This window comes from Kitasatospora sp. NPDC101108, assembly GCF_055584725.1.
Map to the genome: position 1 here is coordinate 201,220 of NZ_JBVJLM010000009.1, position 19,487 is coordinate 220,706.

Annotated in this window: 18 protein-coding genes; 11 read left to right on the top strand and 7 right to left on the bottom strand. The window is 74.1% G+C overall.

Features of this window, described 5'->3' with window-relative positions; genetic code table 11:
* Window positions 1–218: 218 nt before the first annotated feature.
* Window positions 219–1,466, bottom strand: a complete 1,248-nt coding sequence (locus ACZ6Z8_RS21305) for an MFS transporter (RefSeq protein ID WP_465611601.1) — start codon at window positions 1,464–1,466, stop codon at window positions 219–221.
* A 26-nt stretch (window positions 1,467–1,492) separates the two neighbouring features.
* On the bottom strand, window positions 1,493–2,092 hold the full coding sequence (locus ACZ6Z8_RS21310) for an ArsR/SmtB family transcription factor (RefSeq protein WP_465611602.1): 600 nt from the start codon (window positions 2,090–2,092) through the stop codon (window positions 1,493–1,495).
* Between the two features lie 206 nt (window positions 2,093–2,298).
* On the opposite strand from ACZ6Z8_RS21310, the gene ACZ6Z8_RS21315 reads away from it, so the two are divergent.
* A complete protein-coding gene (locus tag ACZ6Z8_RS21315; RefSeq protein ID WP_465611603.1) occupies window positions 2,299–2,976 on the top strand; it encodes a DUF6461 domain-containing protein in 678 nt (225 codons plus the stop codon).
* Window positions 2,977–3,245: 269 nt separating this feature from the next.
* On the opposite strand, the gene ACZ6Z8_RS21320 is transcribed toward ACZ6Z8_RS21315, so the two are convergent.
* The gene (locus ACZ6Z8_RS21320; RefSeq protein WP_465611604.1) at window positions 3,246–4,022 is read right to left on the bottom strand and encodes an NUDIX domain-containing protein; all 777 of its coding nucleotides are present in this window, start codon (window positions 4,020–4,022) and stop codon (window positions 3,246–3,248) included.
* Window positions 4,023–4,356: 334 nt separating this feature from the next.
* On the opposite strand from ACZ6Z8_RS21320, the gene ACZ6Z8_RS21325 reads away from it, so the two are divergent.
* From ACZ6Z8_RS21325 to ACZ6Z8_RS21360, 8 genes are all read left to right on the top strand, one after another.
* Complete coding sequence (locus ACZ6Z8_RS21325; RefSeq protein ID WP_465611605.1) at window positions 4,357–5,925, top strand: alpha/beta hydrolase; 1,569 nt, start codon at window positions 4,357–4,359, stop codon at window positions 5,923–5,925.
* A 175-nt stretch (window positions 5,926–6,100) separates the two neighbouring features.
* On the top strand, window positions 6,101–6,739 hold the full coding sequence (locus ACZ6Z8_RS21330; RefSeq protein ID WP_465611606.1) for a mycothiol-dependent nitroreductase Rv2466c family protein: 639 nt from the start codon (window positions 6,101–6,103) through the stop codon (window positions 6,737–6,739).
* A gap of 231 nt (window positions 6,740–6,970) precedes the next feature.
* Window positions 6,971–9,025, top strand: a complete 2,055-nt coding sequence (ftsH, locus tag ACZ6Z8_RS21335) for an ATP-dependent zinc metalloprotease FtsH (protein WP_465611607.1) — start codon at window positions 6,971–6,973, stop codon at window positions 9,023–9,025.
* A 99-nt stretch (window positions 9,026–9,124) separates the two neighbouring features.
* Window positions 9,125–9,964, top strand: coding sequence for an ammonia-dependent NAD(+) synthetase (gene nadE, locus ACZ6Z8_RS21340; protein WP_465611608.1), 840 nt, complete (start codon window positions 9,125–9,127; stop codon window positions 9,962–9,964).
* A 50-nt stretch (window positions 9,965–10,014) separates the two neighbouring features.
* On the top strand, window positions 10,015–10,950 hold the full coding sequence (locus tag ACZ6Z8_RS21345; RefSeq protein ID WP_465611694.1) for an ADP-ribosylglycohydrolase family protein: 936 nt from the start codon (window positions 10,015–10,017) through the stop codon (window positions 10,948–10,950).
* A gap of 221 nt (window positions 10,951–11,171) precedes the next feature.
* Window positions 11,172–11,543, top strand: a complete 372-nt coding sequence (locus ACZ6Z8_RS21350) for a tRNA (N6-threonylcarbamoyladenosine(37)-N6)-methyltransferase TrmO (RefSeq protein ID WP_465611609.1) — start codon at window positions 11,172–11,174, stop codon at window positions 11,541–11,543.
* On the top strand, window positions 11,540–12,307 hold the full coding sequence (locus ACZ6Z8_RS21355; RefSeq protein ID WP_465611610.1) for an SDR family NAD(P)-dependent oxidoreductase: 768 nt from the start codon (window positions 11,540–11,542) through the stop codon (window positions 12,305–12,307). Before ACZ6Z8_RS21350 ends, ACZ6Z8_RS21355 begins: the two co-directional genes overlap by 4 nt.
* 87 nt (window positions 12,308–12,394) lie before the next feature.
* Window positions 12,395–13,711, top strand: coding sequence for a glycosyltransferase (locus ACZ6Z8_RS21360; protein ID WP_465611611.1), 1,317 nt, complete (start codon window positions 12,395–12,397; stop codon window positions 13,709–13,711).
* A 102-nt stretch (window positions 13,712–13,813) separates the two neighbouring features.
* Here ACZ6Z8_RS21360 and ACZ6Z8_RS21365 read toward each other — a convergent pair whose 3' ends face one another.
* The 3 genes from ACZ6Z8_RS21365 to ACZ6Z8_RS21375 form a co-directional block, all read right to left on the bottom strand.
* A complete protein-coding gene (locus ACZ6Z8_RS21365; protein ID WP_465611612.1) occupies window positions 13,814–14,539 on the bottom strand; it encodes a hypothetical protein in 726 nt (241 codons plus the stop codon).
* A gap of 421 nt (window positions 14,540–14,960) precedes the next feature.
* Window positions 14,961–16,661: a DUF885 domain-containing protein gene (locus ACZ6Z8_RS21370; protein WP_465611613.1), complete on the bottom strand. Its 1,701-nt coding sequence runs from the start codon at window positions 16,659–16,661 to the stop codon at window positions 14,961–14,963.
* Between the two features lie 144 nt (window positions 16,662–16,805).
* Window positions 16,806–17,225, bottom strand: a complete 420-nt coding sequence (locus ACZ6Z8_RS21375) for a DUF5997 family protein (protein ID WP_402823269.1) — start codon at window positions 17,223–17,225, stop codon at window positions 16,806–16,808.
* A 58-nt stretch (window positions 17,226–17,283) separates the two neighbouring features.
* Between ACZ6Z8_RS21375 and ACZ6Z8_RS21380 the strand changes: the two genes are divergently transcribed.
* Window positions 17,284–18,099 (top strand): LysR family substrate-binding domain-containing protein, encoded by an 816-nt coding sequence (locus ACZ6Z8_RS21380; protein WP_465611614.1) that lies wholly within the window; start codon window positions 17,284–17,286, stop codon window positions 18,097–18,099.
* Window positions 18,100–18,157: 58 nt separating this feature from the next.
* Window positions 18,158–18,739: a DUF421 domain-containing protein gene (locus tag ACZ6Z8_RS21385; protein WP_465611615.1), complete on the top strand. Its 582-nt coding sequence runs from the start codon at window positions 18,158–18,160 to the stop codon at window positions 18,737–18,739.
* A 25-nt stretch (window positions 18,740–18,764) separates the two neighbouring features.
* Here the strand turns inward: ACZ6Z8_RS21385 and ACZ6Z8_RS21390 are convergent, their stop codons facing one another.
* Window positions 18,765–19,478 carry a rhomboid-like protein gene (locus tag ACZ6Z8_RS21390; protein ID WP_465611616.1) on the bottom strand — a complete coding sequence of 238 codons (714 nt, stop codon included), beginning with the start codon at window positions 19,476–19,478 and terminating at the stop codon, window positions 18,765–18,767.
* Between the last annotated feature and the right edge of the window lie 9 nt (window positions 19,479–19,487).

Genomic DNA, 19,487 nt, shown 5'->3' on the forward strand with positions numbered 1-19,487 from the left:
GTGCGCTGGAAGTCGGCGGGCCCGATTTCCTGCGCGCGGTGTGTCCGTTGGGGGCGGCTGGCGGGAAGGGGCTTGGTGCTGGGGGTGGTTGAGGCGTGCGCTGGAAGTCGGCGGGCCCGACTTCCTGCGCGCGGTGTGTCCGTCGGTGGGTGTCGTCGGCTTGCCGAGCAGTTGGCGGAAACGGCGCTGAGGTGGCGAGCGGCGGCGGCGTGTCGGGATTATGAGGTGGCGGGGGTTGGGGTGAGGGAGCGGATGTGCGGGATGGGGGAGGGGAGGAGCCAGAGGAGGGAGAGGGTTCCTCCGAGGGCGGCTGTGAGCAGGGTGGGTCTGAGGCCCAGGAAGGTGGCGAGCAGGCCTCCGGTGAGGGCGCCGAGGGGGCGGATGCCGTAGTTCACTGTGCTGTAGGCACCGGCCACACGGCTTCGCATGCCGTCCGGTATGACGGCGGCTTGCAGAGAGTTGAGGTTGATGTCGAACAGCATCACGCCGATTCCGGAGAGGAACTCGGTGAGCACCACGGCACCGGCGCGGGCCCAGATGGGGCCGCTCGCGGCGGCGGCGATGGCGATGGGGGCCGGGAACAGGACGGCGCCCGCCGCGATGCTGCGTCCCACGCCGATGCGTCGGGAGATCCTCGGAGCGATCACCGCGCCTGCGAGGGCTCCGATGGATCCCAGGCCGAAGGCCAGCCCGATGGTGCCGGCCGAAAGGCCGAGCTCCCGCTCGGCGAACAGGACGGTCAGGCCGGAACCGGACATGAAGGTGAAGAAGTTGAGGGTCGTCGCGCAGCCGAGGCTGGCCCGCAGCACCGGGTGACGGATGACGAAGACCAACCCCTCGCCGGCCCGCCGGAGTAGGGAGGGCTCCGCCGTCCCCTCGGCGGGGACGGCTGGTTCGTCGACCCGGCTCGGCCCGAGCAGGGCGGCGGAGGCCAGGAAGGACAGGGCATCGGCGACCACGGCGACCGGTGCCGTCAACGCCTGGACGAGGGCGCCGCCGAGGGCGGGGCCGGCGACGAAGGAGGCGGAACGGCTGGCGCTGAGCTTGCTGTTGGCGTCGACGTAGGAGGAGTGCGGCACGAGGTGGGCGAAGAAGGGCGGGTAGGCGGTATTGAAGAGCACCGTCGCGGCGCCGGTCAGCAGTGCGACGGCGTACAGGTGGAGGAGCGTCACCGCGCCCCACAAGTAGGCCGCGGGCAGGGTGAGCAGCACGCACGCGCGGATCAGATCGGCCGCGACCATCAGCCGGCGCTTGTGGGGCCGGTGCTCCACCCAGGCCCCGAGCACGATGGCGAGGAGGTTCGGAATCCCCGCGAGCGCCGTCAGCCACGCGACCTGGCCGGCCGAGGCGTCCAACGCCACCACGGCGATCAGGGGTAGCGCCAGTTCCGAGATCCGGTCGCCGATCTGGGAGACCGACTGCCCGGCCCAGAAGCGGACGAAGTGGCCGTTCCGCCACAGCGACACCGGAGCGGCTGTGTCCCGTAAGGAGTTCACGCCGTCCCACCCGCCCGGTCCTCGCCGGCCTCCGGGAGGACGTAACGCAGCAGTCGGACGCCACGGCTTCCGCTCGGCCGCTGCGCCGGATCACGCGTCACATAGGGCGCGAGGATGCCTTCGATCGCGTCCTCGATGGCCGCGAGTTCCTCCGGGGACACCACCACGCGGGTGTTCGCCAGCCCGGCGGGCCGGCGCCACGCCGGATCGAGTTCGGGCTCGGTCTCGGTCACCCACCGGTGCGGCAGGTCGGCGGAGCGGGCGAACATCTCCCGGGACAGCATCCGGGCGGCGGACTGGCCCGCTTCGTCCTCCGGCGTCCCGAAGCGGAAGCCCCGTGCCACGGCTTCCCACCGTCGCTCCCGGCGGTCCGTCGCGGCCTCTGCGTCGCGGACCAGCCCGAAGCCCGCCAGGTGTCGCAGGTGCCAGCTGGTCACGGACGGGGTGGCTCCGACATCCGGTGACAGCTGGGTAGCCGTCGCCGGCCCGTGCCGTTGCAGCCGTTCGAGGATGGCCAGTCGCACCGGGTGCGCCAGCGCTCGCATGGCCTTCGGGTCGGTGATCTCGATATCGCCCAGGCGATTCCCGTGCTCCATGTTGTGAGAGTGTTATCTCATAATGTGTGAGAGTCAACTCTCATACTTTGTGCCGACGTTGGCGGGGAGAGGCGAGGCGCGGCCAGGTGAGGCGGTGGCCTGGGAGGGTGACCGGTCGGCTTCGGCGATGTGTGTCGGTGATCTCGGTTAGGGTGCGGACCGGCTGCGCCTGGCCATCGCAGGGCCGGCGCGAGGGGAGGGGCGTCATGATCGGCGTCATCGGTGACGGTTCGCGCGAGGCCGAGGATCAGGACGGTGAGGGCATCCAGTGGCTGGCGGACGCGGGTAGGGAAGTGGACGGCGTGGTGTTCGCGCGCGGGATCCCGCCCGAGGAACTCGCCCGCCGGATGGGCGCCGACCCTGCTGCCGCCACCGGCCCGATCAGCGGGAGGGAGATCTGGGGCCTGGAGATCGAGGTCTACCGCCCGGGTGACGACGGCGACGGTGTGATCCGGGTCGGCGTGGCGGACGGGTGGTCCTTCGCGATCGAGTACGGGGACTCGACCGGCGGCGAACTGCTCACCGAGATAGCGCGCGGCGGCGTCGAGGTCGTCCACTTCCGGCCGATGCCGGAGCAGCCTCAGGCCCTCCTTGACTACGCCCGGGACGGCGCCGTGCTGTGCGGCTTCGGCCTGGGGGAGGAGCGCTGGCGCTGGGGGCAGGAGCCCGACCTGCTCGTGCCGGAACTGGTCGCCGCGAACGTCCTGGAGGCCGACGGCGTCACCCGCTGCGCCGCCGGGGACGTGCCGTACCCGGGCGTCCGTCGGCGGACCCTCGGTGCGGTCGGGCGGCGCTTCGGGCTGCGGCTGCCCCGGGCGGTGCTGGGCGAGCTGCGGTTGCCGGCCTACGTGGTGCGCGGCCGGCCGGAGCTGGAACCGCGCTGAGGGCAGCAGGGACGAGATCAGGGGCACGTGCAGGGACAGGAGCAGGGGCGGGTTCGGGGACGAGACGAGGACGGCGGTCATGGCGGGGCTCTCCTTTCCGGGGGCCCAGCGGCGGGGCCCCGATGACCGCCATCCTCGTGTGCCGCACACCACCCCCACATGTGCCGATCGGGAGGTTCCGACCCTCCAATTCCCTCGACAGGTGTGCCGATCGGCCGGCCAGGGAGATGACGGCGGATCCACTGCGAGGGAGGAGCCGGAGCCGGCGGCTACTCCTCCCGGTCCGGTCGCGACGGCCGCCAGTGCGCCAGGTGTTCGGCGAGGACGGCGCCCGGGTCGGCCGTGGTCTCGCGCAGCGCGACCATGGCGGCGGTGATCACGTCGCACAACTCGCCCTGCAGGTCCGCCATGGTGTGACTGGCGCCCTTGCGCGGATTGGCGCCGAGCACGCCGAGCAGGGCCTCGGCGACCTCCCCCGCCTCCTCCTGGATCTTCACCACCTGGAGGTGCAGCAGCGACAGTCCGAGCCCCGCCCGATGGGCCGAGATGTGGCGGTGGATGTCGTCGACCACGGCCCAGTCCGGGGTCCGCCCGGCGGTCAGCCGGGCCTCCAGCTGGCGCAGGTAGCCCTTGAGCGAGGGCGGCATCTTCATCCGCTGCGCCTCGGCGAACGGGACGAGCCGCAGTTCCTGGCCCTCGCCGAGGACCAGCTCGGCCGGGTCGACGTCGACCTGGGCGTGGAAGGCGCGCCGCCGGGGGCCGCGCCGGTCGCTCTCGGCCAGCACCGGGTGGAAGGGACGCAGGTCGGGTACGTGGAGACCGGTCTCCTCGCGCAGTTCGCGGACGGCGGTCTGGTGCGGCGTCTCGCCCGGCTCGCGGTGTCCGCCGGGGACGACCCAGTAGGCGGGCCACCGGATGTCCGGCCGGTCGTCGCGCAGTTGCAGCAGCACCTCCTGCCGGCCGGTGGTGATGAAGACGTCCACGCTGACGAAGTCGGTGTCGGTGTCGCTGTCGGTTCCGGTATCGGTTCCGGTGACGGTGCTCAACGTGCGCTCCCTGTACTCCGTGCTCGCCACATCCAGTTCGGAGCCGCCCCCACGACGCGTCCGCGCCCGGCGGTAAGGGTGCCACCCGGTGGGCCGGTTGAACCCTCACCCGGTCGGCCGGTGACAGTCCGTTCGGCGCGATCCCCCCGTCCGGGGATTCCGACGGGCGCCGCCGCCCCGTGGCCCCTAGGGTCTGTGGTGCGCCGACGGCGCCGAGCGCCGGGGCGCACGCCGTCCCGACGCACTGGGGCGCACGCCGTCCCGCCGAGCGCCGGTGGGTCCGGGAACCCCAGTCCGGAAGCGCGTCCGGAAGACACGAGAGGTGGACCGCTCCATGCACACCGTCGTCCGCGGCGCCGGCGCGCTCGGCCTGACCGCGCTGCTGCTCGCCCCCGTCTCCGGCTGCCAGGGCGAGGGCCGCTCCGTGGCCGACCCCGTGCCGACCTCCGCGGCCCCCGGCGCGAGCCTCTCCGGCCTGGCCAGCCAGCCGCTGGACTGGCGTGCGTGCCCGGCCCCGAGCGCAGCGCAGGGCGGCGGCACCCCGCCCGCGGGCGACTGGCAGTGCGCCACCCTCAAGGCCCCGCTGGACTACGCCAAGCCGGACGGCAAGACCATCGACCTCGCGCTGATCCGCAGCAGGGCCACGGACGAACAGCACCGGATCGGCTCGCTGTTCTTCAACTTCGGCGGCCCCGGCGCCTCCGGCGTGGCCACCCTGCCCGCCCTGGCCCCGGCCTACGCCTCCCTCAACACCCGCTACGACCTGGTGAGTTTCGACCCGCGCGGGGTCGGCGACAGCGCCGGGGTGAAGTGCCTGGACGACCCGGCGATGGACGCCAACGCGGCCGTCGACAGCACCCCGGAGACCCCGGCCGAGGTCAAGGCCCTGGACGACAGCAACGCCCAGTTCGCCTCCGCCTGCGAGCACAACTCCGGCCCGGTGCTGCCCTATGTGGACACCGAGAGCGCCGCGCGGGACCTCGACCTGATGCGGCAGGTGGTCGGCGACCGGAAGCTCTCCTACTTCGGCATCAGTTACGGCACCGAACTCGGCGGGGTGTACGCGCACCTGTTCCCGCAGGAGGTCGGCCGGATGGTCCTGGACTCGGTGGTCGATCCGACCAAGGACCCGGAGCAGAGCGCGCTCGGCCAGGCCCAGGGCTTCCAACTGGCCCTCGACGACTTCATGAAGGCCTGCGCCACCCAGGACCCCACCTGCCCGACCGGCTCCGGCGGCGCCGCGGGTACGGCGAAGATCACCGACCTGCTGCAGAAGCTCTCGCAGTCGCCGCTGCCCACCAGCAGCGGCCGCAAGCTCACCGAGAGCCTGGCCATCACCGGCATCGCCGGCGGCCTGTACAGCCAGCAGACCTGGCCCGCGCTGGCCTCCGGCCTCACCCAGGCGATGCAGCAGGGCACCGGTGACACCCTGCTCCAGCTGGCCGACTCGCTGCTCGGCCGCGACCCGCAGGGGCACTACAACAACCTGAACGCGGCCAACCGGGCGATCAGTTGCGTGGACGCCCGACAGCGGTACTCCGACCAGGACGTCGAGCAGCGGCTGCCGCAGTTCCGCAACGCCTCCCCGGTGTTCGGCGCCTTCACCGCCTGGGGCCTGACCGGCTGCACCGGCTGGCCCGTCCCGGGCAAGACCGACCACCCGGACGTCTCCGCCGCGGGCGCCGCCCCGATCCTGGTGGTCGGCACCACGGGGGACCCGGCCACCCCGGTCGAGGGCGCCCACGCGATGGCGCAGCAGCTGGGCGCGGGCGTGGGCGTCACCGTCACCCTGAACGGCGAGGGCCACGGCGGCTACAACACCGGCAACCCGTGCCTGAAGAAGATCGTGGACGCCTATCTGCTGGACGGCACGGTGCCTGCGGACGGGACCACTTGCAGCTGAGACCGGCCACGTACGGCCGAGACCGGGCCCCTGCGGCCGAGACCGGGCCCCTGCGGCTGAGGCGGCCCACCTGCCCCTGAGGCTGGACCACCTTCGGCCGGGGCCGCCTGGAGCTGAGAAGTGGCCCAGGGCCGAGGCTGATGATTGGCTCTGGAGAGTGGTCCAATCGCGCCCTATGATCATCGACGTGAACACGCGAGCGAACGAGAACACCACCAAGGTCGACTTCTACTTCGACCCCGTCTGCCCCTTCGCCTGGATCACCTCCCGGTGGATCCTGGAGGTCGAGAAGCAGCGCGAGCTGGACCTGAACTTCCGGGTGATGAGCCTGTCCGTCCTCAACGAGGGCCGCACCGACCTGCCGGAGCGCTACCAGCGCCTGATGACCACCGGCTGGGGTCCCGTCCGGGTCTGCATCGCCGCCGCCGAGCAGCACGGCGAGCACGTCCTGCGCGACCTGTACACCGAGCTCGGCACCCGCCTGCACGACCAGGACCGGGAGGCCGACGACACCGTCATCCGCGAGGCCCTGGTGGCGGCCGGACTGCCCGAGGAACTGGCCGAGGCGGCCAACAGCACGGCGTACGACATCGCGCTGCGCAAGAGCCACCACGAGGGCATGGACCCGGTCGGCGAGGAGGTCGGCACCCCGACCATCCACGTGGACGGCGTCGCCTTCTTCGGCCCGGTGCTGAGCGCGATCCCGCGCGGCGAGGACGCGCTGCGGGTCTTCGAGGGGGTGCGGCTGCTGGCCGGCTACCCGAAGTTCTTCGAGCTCAAGCGGACCCGGACGGGGTCGCTCGACTTCTCCTGACACCCGTCCGGCGCGCCGGGGCCCCTGCCGACGCCCGGCCGGCCGCACCGCGTTCCGGGCGGTTTCCCGCCGGCCGGGCAGCCGCAGGGTGCGGCGGAAGCCGAGCGGGAGGACCGGGCCCCGCGCCCACCTGGTGCCCGCTCGACTCCCGTCCTGGCCCCGAGGGGTCGACCATGGAGAGGAAGGCCCGGAGCAGGGCCCGGGCGGCGTGCCGAGAGGCGGTGAGCGTGGATGACCGGACGAACGCGGCTGCACGCCCTCCGCCATCCCGCGACCCCGCCGGGTTCCGGCCCCGGCCGCGACCCCTGGGGCGGGCCGCGCCCCGGCCCCGGCGGGGGGCCCGGCCCCGGTGGCACTCCGCCCAAGCCGCCCCCGCCCCCGCTGCGCCGCTGGCTGCTGCCCGTCGCGGTGCTGGTGACCCTGCTCCTCCTGGTCCTTTTCGCCAAGTCACCCCCGACCGGCCCGCGCTACGGCTACACCGACTTCCTGAACCGGGTCGACACCGGCCAGGTGCAGACCGTGGACGTCACCGACACCGGCGGCGTCTCCGGCACGCTCAAGGACGGCACCCACTTCACCAGCCAGATCCCGACCGCCCTGGACACCTCCCAGCTCAGCCGCGCGCTCTCCGACCAGCACGTGAACGTCACCGGCAGCCGCAGCGGCGGCGGCAGCTCGATCTGGTCCACCCTGCTGCTGTTCCTGCCGCTGCTGATCTTCGGCGGACTGTTCCTCTGGTCGGGCCGGATGGCCGCCCGCTCGCTCGGCGGCGGGCTGAGCGCGATCGGCCGCTCCCGGGCGAAGATCATCGAGGCCGAGCGGCCCGCCACCGGGTTCGCCGACGTGGCCGGGTACGAGGGGGTGAAACAGGAGGTCAGTGAGGTGGTCGACTTCCTGCGCAGCCCCGAGCGCTACGCCGCCGCCGGGGCCAAGGGACCGCGCGGGGTGATCATGGTCGGCCCGCCGGGCACCGGCAAGACGCTGCTCGCCCGGGCCGTCGCCGGGGAGGCCTCGGTACCGTTCCTCTCCGTGACCGGCTCCGGCTTCGTCGAGATGTTCGTCGGCGTCGGCGCCTCCCGGGTCCGCGACCTGTTCGAGGAGGCCCGCAAGCGCGCGCCGTCGATCATCTTCATCGACGAGATCGACGCCGTCGGCGGCCGCCGCGCGGGCGGCACCCGGATCGGCGGCAACGACGAGCGCGAGCAGACCCTCAACCAGCTGCTCTCCGAGATGGACGGCTTCGACCAGAGCACCGGCATCGTCGTCATCGCCGCGACCAACCGGCCCGACGCTCTCGACCCGGCACTGCTGCGCCCCGGCCGCTTCGACCGGCAGGTCACCGTGCCGCTGCCCAACCAGGCCGAACGGGCGGCCATCCTCTCCGTCCACACCCGCGGCAAGACCCTCGCCCCCGACACCGACCTGGACCGGATCGCCCGCGGCACCCCCGGCTTCTCCGGCGCCGACCTCGCCAATCTGGTCAACGAGGCCGCCATCAACGCCGTGCGCGCCGAACGGGCCACCATCACCGCCGCCGACCTCGACGAGGCCCGCGACCGGGTGCTGCTCGGACGCCGGGAGTCCTCCAACGCGCTGCTGCCCGAGGAGCGGCACGCCGTCGCCGTGCACGAATCCGGGCACGCCCTGATGGCCGCGCTGTGCGAGCACGCCGACCCGGTCGCCAAGGTGACCATCCTCCCGGCCGGGGTCGCCCTCGGCGCCACCGAGCAACTCCCCGAGGCCGAACGGCACCTGTACAGCGAGAGCTACCTGACCGACCTGCTCACCGTCCAGCTCGGCGGACGCGCCGCCGAACTGGTCGTCTTCGGGGAGGGCTCGACCGGCGCCGCCAACGACCTCGCCAACGCCACCTCGGTCGCGACCCGGATGGTCCGCGAGTTCGGCCTCTCCCCGGACCTCGGACCGGTCGGCTACTCCAGCGGCTCCCCGCAGTACCTCGGCGACCACCCGGACGACCTGCTGCGCCGCCCCTACTCCGAGCAGACCCAGCGCACGGTGGACGAGGCGGTGGCCGCCCTGCTGCGCGGGGCCGAGCGCCGGGCCGTCGGGCTGCTGCACGAACACCGGCACCACCTGGACGAGTTGGCGGCGCTGCTGGTCGCCCAGGAGACCGTGGACGGCCGCGTGGTGCTCGACATCATCGGGCACCCGGCACCGGAGGCGGGACGGGTCCTGGGCGCGGAGCCGGACGCCGGTCGGGTCACGGGTCCGTCCGCGGAGCCGGCCCCGGGAACGACGGGCCGAGGCCCGGGGGCGGCGGGCTGAGGCCCGGGGCGGACCGGGGCCCGGCGGACCCGGGGGCGCCGACGGCCCGGCCGCGGCCCGGGTGGATGATGTCGTGGTACCGACTTGAAGGAGCCGACCATGACCGAGACCCTGCCCGCGGACGTCCAGCGCGAGATCGCCCTGGCCCTCGGGGTGGTGCCCGTCGCCGACCCCGCGAAGGAGGCCGAGCGCCGGGTGGCCTTCCTCGCCGAACAGCTGCGGGCCTCCGGCGCGCGCAGCCTGGTGCTGGGCATCAGCGGCGGGGTGGACTCCACCACCACCGGGCGGCTCTGCCAGCTCGCCGTCGAGCGGCTGCGCGCCGAGGGGTACCGGGCGGCCTTCACGGCGATGCGGCTGCCGTACGGCGTCCAGGCGGACGAGGCGGACGCCCAGCGCGCGCTCGACTTCATCCGGGCCGACGAGGTGCTCACCGTCGACATCAAGCCCGCCACCGACGCGGCCTTCGACGCCCTGCTGACGGCCGGTGTCACCTTCCGTGACCACGCCCACGAGGACTTCGTGCGCGGCAATATCAAGGCCCGCCAGCGGATGGTCGTCCAGTACGCGGCCGCGGGCGCCGCCGGCGGGCTGGTCGTCGGTACCGACCACGCGGCCGAGGCCGCCGTCGGCTTCTTCACCAAGTTCGGCGACGGCGCGGCCGACGTGATGCCGCTCTCCGGTCTGACGAAGCGTCAGGTCCGCTCGGTGGCGGCCCACTTGGGGGCTCCTGCGGAGCTGGTCGGCAAGGTTCCCACGGCCGACCTGGAGAACCTGGCCCCCGGCAAGCCCGACGAGGACGCGCTCGGCGTCGAGTACGAGGCCCTGGACGACTTCCTGGAGGGCCGCGAGGTCAGCGAGCAGGTCTTCGACACCGTCGTCGGCCACTACCGCCGCACCGAGCACAAGCGGGGCCTGCCCATCGTCCCGGGCCAGGTGTGACCGACCCGGCCGACCCGGCGGACCCGACAGGCCCGGCGGATCCGACAGACCTGGCGGACCCGGACGGCCGGGACGGCCGCGCGGCCGGTGCCGTACTCGGAGCAGCCGTGGGCGACGCCCTCGGCGCCCCCTACGAGTTCGGCCCGGCCGGCGGCCTCTCGGCCCGCTTCCCCGCGGGGAGCGCCGAGTTGGTCGCCGGTGGGGGCTGGGAGCCCGGTGAGGCCACCGACGACACCCAGATGGCCGTCCTGGTCGCCGAATCACTCATCGAGCGCAGGGAGTTGGACCTCCCGGACATCTTCGACCGGTTCCGCCGCTGGGCCGCCGCCGAGCCCAAGGACATCGGGATCCAGACCGAGTCCGTCCTCACCAGCGGCGACCCCTGGGACCTCGCCGCCGCCATCCACGTCAACAGCACCCTGCGCGCCGCGGGCAACGGCTCGCTGATGCGCGCCGCCACCTCGGCCGTCGCCTTCGCGCACGCCGGACGGCAGGCGACCATGGACGCCGCCCGCCGGATCGCCGCGCTCACCCACGGGGACCGGGCCGCCTGGGAGGGGACGGCGATCTTCCACGAGCTGGTCCGCGTCGCCCTCGACGGCACCGACCCGCTCGGCGAACTCCCCGCCGTGCTGGCCGCCGTCCATCCCGACCACCGCGAGCGCTACGCCACCGTCCTCGCCCCCGACTGGCACCCCGACCGCGCCACCGAGGCGAACGGCGCCGTCTGGCCCTGTCTGGGCTCGGCGGTCTGGGCCCTGCGCACCACCGACGGCTTCGAGCAGGCGCTGTGCGCCGCCGTCGACCTCGGTGGGGACACCGACACCGTCGCCGCCGTCACCGGCGGCCTGGCCGGTGCCCGCTACGGCCTGGCGGCCATCCCGTCGCGCTGGACCGGGCCGCTGCACGTACCGCTGCCGGGGTTCGGCGGCCGGGTTCTGCGGGCGGCCGAACTGCTCTGGATCGCCCGGAAGTTGGCGGTCTGAAGCGGGTCGGGGCGCTCGGCGGCTCGCCGGTGCGGGGAACCGGCGGCCCTGCGGCAGCAGCAGGTGCGAGCTCAGCGCGCCGAGCATCGCGCAACGCCGGCGCCGGTGCGGCGTGGACTCGACCGTGGTTTCCGGCACCCGGGCCCGCCCCCCTCGGTCGTCCGCGTGTTCGGATCGCTACCGTACCGAGTGAACTGTTCGACGTCGAAGGGGGAAGCGGCATGGGGGAAGTGACGGTACGTCCGGTGGACCCGGGTGGTCGAGGGCGCGAGGAGGTGCGCGGCGACGGCGGGGGGAGCGTCGCGGCCGTGATCCGGCTGGACGGCGGGCAGTTCACCGCGGAGGCGCCGTACGGGCCGGCGGAGTTCTCGCACCCGGAGGTGGTGTACCACGTCGACCCCGCCCCGGAGGGGAAGGCCGAGAGCGGCGCCCGGCACCCGCGAGGCCACACCGACGTGCCGCCGGTGGGCATCTTCGCCCGGCGGGGCAAGAACCCGTACCTGGCCGAGTTCGGGCCGCGCGGCGAGGTCCGCCGGCTCGCGTGGTCGACCGGGCTGATGCGCTCCTCCTACCAGGACGGGGGCGAGCGGTGACGCGCGAGCGGCTCGCGGTGGTGTCCGGTGGGGGCACCGGGATCGGGCGGGCGATCGCGGCGCGGCTGGCCCGGGACGGCTACCGGGTGGCGGTCCTCGGGCGTCGCGCCGCGGTGCTGGAGGAGGCCCGGGCAGAGATCGAGCGGGACGCCGGGCCGGGGGCGGTCGTGCCGGTGGCGGGGGACCTGGCCGACCCGGCGGCGGTCGAGCGAGTGGCCGCCCGGGTCGGTGAACTCGGGCCGGTGGACGTGCTGGTGAACAACGCGGGTGCCGTCATCACCCCGCCCGAGGACGACGGTCTGGCCGCCCTGGCCGCCTCCTGGCGGCGGGACCTGGACACCAACCTGCTCACCGCCGTGCTGCTGACCACCGCGCTCCAGGGCGCGCTGCGCCGTCCCGGCGGCCGACTGGTGATGATCAGTTCGGCGGCCGCCCAGCGCGGTGGCGCGGGGCCCCACTCGGCGGGTTCGTACGCGGCGGCGAAGGCGGCCCTGCACGGCTGGGCCTTCGGCCTGGCCCGGCAGTTGGGGCCGGACGGGATCACGGTGAACGTGCTGGCGCCCGGATACGTGGTGGGAACCGAGATCTTCGGGGCGGACCGGAACGAGGAGTTCCACGCCCGGAAGGTCGCCGACACCCTGGTCGGCCGGGCCGGCACCCCCGCCGATGTGGCCGAGGCGGTGGCCTACATCGCCTCCCCGGCGGCCGGCTACCTCACCGGGCAGGTGATCGGTCTGAACGGCGGTGCGGTTCTGGGCAGATGAGCCGTTCATCGGTTGTCCACCGCCCCCGCCCACGGTGAGTTCCGGCAAGGAGCAGGACGCACCGGGCCCGAACGCAGGAGTCTCCGAATGTCCAGGATCATCACCACCGCCCTGCCCGCGCACGGGCACGTCAGCCCGCTGCTGGCGATCTCCGCCGACCTCGCCGCGCGCGGCCACGAGGTGGTCTTCCTCGGCGGTGCGCGCTTCGCGCCCGCCGCCGAACGGGCGGGGGTGCGCTTCGCCGCGCTGCCCGCCGAGGCCGACTGGGACGACCGCGACCTCGACGCGTCCTTCCCGGGGCGGGCGGACCTGCCGCCCGGGCCGGCCCGGATCGCCTTCGACGTGCAGCACGTCTTCCTCGACCCGATCCCGTACCAGTACCGGGCGCTGCTCGCGCTGTTGGAGGAGTTCCCGGCCGACGCGGTGATCGCCGACGCCTTCGTCCAGGGCGCGCTGCCGCTGGCCCTGAGCCGCCCGCGGGCGGAGCGCCCGGCGTTGATCGGGGTCGGGATCAGCCCGTCGATGCTGCCGAGCGTGGACACCGCGCCGTTCGGGCTCGGGGTGCCGCCGCTGCCGGGCGAGGAGGGCCGGGCCCGGCTGCGGGAGCTGCGGGAGGAGGCGGACCGGCGCGGTGAGCCGCTGCAGCGGTACGCGGAGAAGGTGTTCGCGGAGGTGGGCGTCCGGCTGCCGGAGGGACCGCGCGGTCGGGCCCAGGTGTCGGTGCCGGACGTGTTCCTGCAGCTGACCGTGCCGGGCTTCGAGTACCCGCGCAGCGACGCGCCCGCCTCGTACCGGCTGATCGGCGCGCTGCCCGGGAACGTCGACGAGGACCGGCCGCTGCCCGAGTGGTGGGACGAGGTCACCGACGGCGGGCGTCCGGTCGTGGTGGTGACCCAGGGGACGCTGGCCAATGACGACCTGGGCGAGCTGGTGGCGCCGACGGTCGGCGCCCTGGCCGAGCGGGACGTGCTGGTGGTGGCCGCCACCGCCCGTCCGGACGGCCCGCGGGTGCTGGCCGAACTGTTCGGCGGCAGCCTGCCGGCCAACGTCCGCGCCGCCGGGTACGTCCCGTTCGACCGCCTGCTGCCGCACACCGACGTGCTGGTGAGCAACGGCGGTTACGGCGGGGTGCAGACCGCGCTGCGGTACGGGGTGCCGCTGGTGGTGGCCGGGGCGAGCGAGGACAAGCCGGAGGTGGCGGCCCGGGTGCAGTGGGCCGGCGTGGGGCTGGACCTGCGCACCGGCCGCCCGGCCCCGGAGGCGGTCGGCCGGGCGGTCGAGCGGGTGCTGGGCGAGGGCCGGTTCCGCGAGCGGGCCCGCGCGCTGGGCGCGGAGTTCGCGGAGTACCGGCCGTTCGACACCATCGCCGAGCTGGTCGAAACGCTGGGGCGCGGCACCGGCTGAGCGGGGGCGGCGACGCCCGACCGGGTGGCGCACCGGCCGACCGGCCGCCGCGAGGGCCGAAACGGTTCGCCGCGGGAAGCCGGCCGGAGGACGTCAGGCGGGTCAGTCCCCGTCGGCGTCCGCCTCCGCGGTGGGCGCGGCGGTGGCGCCCTTGCTGATGCCGAGCTTCACCTCGGCCGTCGTCCAGTCGGTGGCGATCGCCTGCTGGGCGGCGGCCAGGGTGACCTGCCCCTTGCAGATCGCGGTGTGCAGGTGGGTCTCCACCGAGTCCTTGGGGTTGTTCGGGCCCTTGCCCGGGACGTGGCCGGGGGAGGGCGGCTGGATCCACAGGTTGCGCGGGTCGTTGGGATCGCCGCCGAGCTGCAGGCTGATCAGGTGGTCGTACTCGGCGTCGCCCATCGGGCCGGTGTAGCCGTAGGACTTGGCGTTCTCGGCCTTCTCCTTGCCGGTGACGTTCGCCGGCGGGCGGATGGTCGAGGTGTAGCCGCCCGGCTTGCAGATGGTGTCGTTGATGTTGCCCTGGTTGACGGCCGGGCTGATCGCGCCCGGGGTGCAGGCGGGGTCGGGCAGGGGCTGCTTGTCCGCCGCGTAGCGGTAGTGGCAGCTGCCCGCCGCAGGCTGCGGCTGGGCGTCGTAGGAGCTCTTCGGGCCGGGCCCGGTCACGATCTTGGCCGGGGCGGGCTGGGCGGCGTCGCCCGCGGCCGCCGGGGCGGTGCCGTGGGCGCCGTCCTTGGCGGTGTGGCCGCCGCCGGACGAGCAGCCTGCGGCGGCTGCGGCGAGCAGGACGGCCGCGGCTATGGCGAGGGCGCCTCGGGCGGGAGCCGGCACGGAGTTCCTCCAGGTCGTTGCGGTGGTACGGGCGGCCCGCCGGCGAGGGTGCCGGAGGCCGCGTCAGCGGACACTACCGTGTCGACGGGGCCGAACGGGTGACGCCACGTACGGCGCTGGAGGACTGTGGCGGGCGCGCGGAATCGTTTCCGCATCCTTGACGCTCCGACAGGTTCGCCGCCGCCCCGGCGCGGCCGGTTCCCGATCTGTCCGAGCCGTGAAGGAATCGTGTTCGGACCGGGTTCGAACGATCCACCGGGCCCCGACGGACGCGGTGGCGGGTTCGGCCGTCCCCGGGGAGACCGTCACCGACTTCGGCCTGCCGTCGGTCACCGACGCCTTCCTCGGGCAGGACGGGCACACCCTCTCCCTGACCTCGGGCACGTCGACCCGGTGCGTGGGCCCCCCGGCACCGCAGCCGCTACCGGGCGGCCGCTATCCAGTCCGTGACCACGTCGTCCAGCACGTCCAGCGGCAGGCTGCCGTGCCCGATCAGCTCGTGGTGGAACTCCCGGACGTCGAAGCGCCCGCCGAGCGCGGCCTGCGCCCGCTCGCGGTGCCGGACGATCTCCCGACGGCCGATCAGGTAGGCGGTGGCCTGGCCCGGCCAGGCGAGGTAGCGGTCGATCTCGTTGCGGACGTTGGACTCCTGGGTCGCGGTGTTCTCCCGCAGGTAGGCCATGGCCCGCTCGCGGGACCAGCCGTAGTGGTGCATCCCGGTGTCCACCACCAGGCGTACCGCCCGCAGCGCGTCCATCGAGAGCATGCCGAAGCGGGACAGCTCCGAGCTGTACAGGCCCATCTCGTCCGCCAGCCGCTCGGTGTACAGGCCCCAGCCCTCGACGTGGGCGGTCAGCGCGGCCGTCGCCCGCTGCCGGAACCGCGGCAGGTGGTGCAGGGTCTGGGCGACCGCGATCTGGAAGTGGTGGCCGGGGATGCTCTCGTGGAAGGCGATCGCCTCGTACTCGTAGGTGAACCGCGTCTCCGGGCGCAGCGTGTTGATCCAGTGGGTGCCCGGCAGGCCGCCCGGGCCCGGCGGCTGGTAGTACGCCAGTGGCGCGGTCTCCGCCTCGATCGGGTCGATCTCCCGGGTCACGCAGTCGGCGATCGGGTACGTGCGGAACCAGTCGGCCGAGGCCCGGCGGGCCCGCTCCAGCGCGTCGTCGACCAGGGTGATCAGCTCGGCCGCGCTGCCGAAGCGCAGCGCGGGGTCCTCGCGCAGCGCGGTCAGCACGGCGTCCGGGGAGGCGGTGCCCAGCACCTTGGCGCCCAGTTCGGCGAACTCCTCGCGCAGTGCCGCCACCGCCTCCAGGCCGATCCGGTGCACCTCCTCCGGGTCCAGCCCGGGCCTGGTGAAGCGGGCCACGGCGTCGGCGTAGCCCTCGGTGCCGCCCGGTACGTGGCAGACCCCGGCCTCGGTGTCCGGACGGGCGGTCGGCGCCAGCCGCTGGGCCAGCCCGGCCCGGTAGCGGGCCATCGCCGGCCGGACGCCCTCGCGCACGATCGCCCGGGCCCGCTCGTACTCCGGGCGGCCCTGGAGCGGGCGCAGCAGCTGGTCGGCGGTCGGGTCGGCGGCCAGGTAGCCGTCCAACTGGGTCACGGCGGCGTCCACCCCGCTGCGCAGCGGCAGCCGGCCCTCGGCGGCGGCGTCCAGGCTGCGCTGCAGGACGGCGTCGAAGTAGCCGGGCAGTCCGGCCAGCCGCTCCAGGTAGGCGTCGGTGCCTTCCTGGTCGACGGCGGTCATGGCGAAGGTGGCGAAGACCGTGTTGTGCGGGGCGACGATGGTCGCGGAGACGCTGAAGTCGTCCAGTCCGTGGGCGATCCGGCCGCTGTTGTTCTCGATCAGCCGGGCGAGCACCCGGTGGGTGAGGCGGTCCTCGCCGGTCAGTCCGTCCAGCGGGATCGCGGCCAGGCGTGCGCCGAAGGCCCGGAGCACCTCGCGGTGGCGGAGCGCGGCCGCGCGCGACGGGTCGGGCACCTCGCGGGCGTGGCCCTCGGTGCCGCTGAGGGTGGCCTCGAAGGGGTCGTGGGCGTTCTCGGCCGCGAAGAACTCCTCGGCGAGGGCGGCGAGTTCGTCCTGGGCGGAGGGCGCGGTCGGGCGGTCGCCCGGCTGGTCGGTCATTGGGCGATTATTCGGAGTCGGCGGCGGCGCGGTCAATACGCGGCGGGCGGAAAGGAGTTCCGCCCGCTCGTCGTGAACGCGCCGCCGCCGAAACGGAATTCGATGTTCAGGATTTCGGACTCCGGATTCCGGACTCCGGGGGGCTCAGCGGCCCTGGGACTCCTTGGCGGCCTTCTCGGCGGCCTCCTTCTCGTGCTTCGCCTTGATCCGGGCCTCCTCCTTGCGGACGTCGACCTGGTTGGCGCGCTCGTGCTGGAGCCACAGCGGGTTCTCGGCCTTGATCGCGTCGATCTCGGCGGTGGTGAGCGCCTCGGTCACGCCGCCGCGGGCCAGGCCCGAGATGGAGATGCCGAGCTTCGCGGCGACCACCGGGCGCGGGTGCGGGCCGTTCTTGCGCAGCTCCTGGAGCCACTGCGGCGGCGAGGCCTGCAGCGCGTTGAGCTCCTCGCGGGAGACCACGCCCTCCTGGAAGTCGGTCGGCGCCGCGGCGAGGTAGATCCCCAGCTTCTTGGCCGCCGTGGCCGGCTTCATGGTCTGGCTGGTCTTCTGCTTGAGCGATGTCATGGTGACAAGGGTAAGGGAGTGCGCGGGCGCTTCCGGTCACGGTCGGTAGCCTTGCCCTGTGACAGACATGCAGGTGAACCCGTCCTTCCGGCTCGCGTACGTCCCGGGCGTGACCCCCGGCAAATGGGCCCGGGTCTGGGTCGAGCGGCTCCCGGACGTCCCGCTCGACCTGGTCGCGGTGCCCTCCACCGAGGCCGAGCGGACGGTTCGCGAGGGCGGGGTGGACGCCGGACTGGTCCGGCTGCCGGTCGACAAGGACGTGCTCAGCGCGATCCCGCTGTACACCGAGACCACCGTCGTGGTCTTCCCCAAGGATCACTGGCTCGCCGCCGCCGAGGAGGTCGCCCTCGACGACCTGGCCGAGGAGGTGGTCTTCCACCCGCTGGACGACACCCTCGGCTTCACCGCCGACACCCTGCCCGGGCGCCCGGCGATCGCCCGCCCGGACACCACGGCGGACGCGGTCGAGCTGGTGGCGGCCAACGTCGGCGTGCTGCTCGTCCCGCAGTCGCTGGCCCGGCTCCACCACCGGCGGGACCTCACCTACCGGCCGGTGGTGGAGGGGCCGCAGTCGCAGGTGGCGCTGTCCTGGCCGCAGGAGCGGACCACGGACCTGGTGGAGGAGTTCATCGGGATCGTCCGCGGGCGCACGGTCAACAGCTCGCGCGGCCGCGGGGCCGGGCAGGCGGCCGAGGCGCAGCCGAAGAAGGCGGCGGCGCCGCGCAAGCCCCAGCAGCAGAAGGCCGGCGGGCAGAAGGCGGGCGGCCAGAAGGCGGCCGGGCAGAAGGCCGGTGCGCAGAAGGCGGGCCCGCAGAAGGGGCGGGGTGGCGGCCCGGCCGCGGCCCGGCGGGGCAAGCCGAAGCGGCGCTCGTAGGCGGACCGCGGAGTAGCGTCGGCCCCGTTCCGGAAGTCGTGGTGGGAGGAGCGGGGCCGTGTGGCATGACCTGGTGGTCGTCCAGATTCCGATCGTGGAGAAGATCCTCCGGACGGTCGCCGTCTACGTGCTGATCCTGGCGCTGTTCCGGCTCGCCGGGAAGCGCGGACTGGCGGGGCTGAACACCTTCGACATGGTGGTGGTGTTCCTGCTCTCCAACGTGGTGCAGAACGCGATCATCGGCAACGACAACAGCCTGCTCGGCGGCGCCATCGGCGCCGTCACCCTGATCGTGGTGAACTCCGGCGTCACCCGCTGGCTGGCCCGCGACCCGCGCGCCGCCCGTGTCCTGGAGGGCGAGCCCACCACGGTGGTCCGCGACGGCAAGCTGGTGCCCGGCGCACTGCGGGAGCTTTCGCTGCGCCCGTCCGAGCTGGAGCACGCCGTCCGGCTGCAGAACGGCGACAACCTCAGCGACGTCGCCCGGGCGCGCCTGGAGCCGGACGGCCAGCTCCTGGTCACCCTCAAGGCGGCCGAACAGAGCGCGACCAAGGGCGATGTCGACGAGCTGCGGGAGCGCCTGGCGGCGATCGAGCACCTGCTGACCACCCTCGCCGCCGACCGCCGCCCCCCGCGGTGACCCTCCCGGCGGCCCCGGAGGGAGTTCACCCCCCGGTGCTCGCGGGGGCGAGGGCGGTGGTGCGGCGGTGGGCGGTGGCGGCGGCGAGGGCGAAGCCGAGGGCGGCGGCGAGGAGGTGGCCGACGGTGGTGAACCCGGGGATGGGGCCGGGCCATGCGTGGTTGCCGGCGAGGGGCCAGGCGAGGACGAAGGCGGCCCAGGGCAGGCGGGCCCAGCGGGGGAGGGCGAGCACCGCGAAGGCCAGGGCGGCCTGGGCGCCGTAGCTGATGCCGTAGTCGGAGGCCTCCCGTACGTCGGCCGGGTACCAGCCCTGGTCGAGGGCGAGGAGGATCACCGGGGCGGTGATCAGGGTGGCGCCGACGTGCCCGGCCAGGAAGACCGCGGCGGCGCGGCGCGTGCCGTAGCGGCGTTCGGCCCAGGCGAGGCCGACGACGATGCCGAGGCCGAGGGTGATCAGGGTGCCGCCGAAGCCGGTGGAGGCGATGTCGGTGAGGGTGCCGTCGTACAGCAGGGCGCTGCCGATCAGGGCGCGGACCGGGTGGTCGTGCAGGTTGTCCAGGTTGGTGCTGATGTAGCCGCGCAGGTCGTCGGCCTGCGGGCCGGAGAGGCCGTACTCGACCCAGGCGTGTCCGAGCAGCAGCAGGAGGACGTAGACGAGCGTCAGCGGCGAGCGCCGCGGGTACGTGCGAAGGGCGTTCGGCGGCCCGGTGAGGAGCCCCGACGGGCTTCGAGGGTTCATGTGCTGATG

Excerpts from the sequence above, each read along its gene's own strand:
- ACZ6Z8_RS21310 (WP_465611602.1), bottom strand. The coding sequence starts at position 2,092 with ATGGAGCACGGGAATCGCCTGGGCGATATCGAGATCACCGACCCGAAG.
- ACZ6Z8_RS21315 (WP_465611603.1), top strand. The coding sequence starts at position 2,299 with ATGATCGGCGTCATCGGTGACGGTTCGCGCGAGGCCGAGGATCAGGAC.
- ACZ6Z8_RS21325 (WP_465611605.1), top strand. The coding sequence starts at position 4,357 with ATGCACACCGTCGTCCGCGGCGCCGGCGCGCTCGGCCTGACCGCGCTG.
- ACZ6Z8_RS21330 (WP_465611606.1), top strand. The coding sequence starts at position 6,101 with ATGATCATCGACGTGAACACGCGAGCGAACGAGAACACCACCAAGGTC.
- ftsH (WP_465611607.1), top strand. The coding sequence starts at position 6,971 with ATGACCGGACGAACGCGGCTGCACGCCCTCCGCCATCCCGCGACCCCG.
- nadE (WP_465611608.1), top strand. The coding sequence starts at position 9,125 with ATGACCGAGACCCTGCCCGCGGACGTCCAGCGCGAGATCGCCCTGGCC.
- ACZ6Z8_RS21350 (WP_465611609.1), top strand. The coding sequence starts at position 11,172 with ATGGGGGAAGTGACGGTACGTCCGGTGGACCCGGGTGGTCGAGGGCGC.
- ACZ6Z8_RS21360 (WP_465611611.1), top strand. The coding sequence starts at position 12,395 with ATGTCCAGGATCATCACCACCGCCCTGCCCGCGCACGGGCACGTCAGC.
- ACZ6Z8_RS21370 (WP_465611613.1), bottom strand. The coding sequence starts at position 16,661 with ATGACCGACCAGCCGGGCGACCGCCCGACCGCGCCCTCCGCCCAGGAC.
- ACZ6Z8_RS21375 (WP_402823269.1), bottom strand. The coding sequence starts at position 17,225 with ATGACATCGCTCAAGCAGAAGACCAGCCAGACCATGAAGCCGGCCACG.
- ACZ6Z8_RS21390 (WP_465611616.1), bottom strand. The coding sequence starts at position 19,478 with ATGAACCCTCGAAGCCCGTCGGGGCTCCTCACCGGGCCGCCGAACGCC.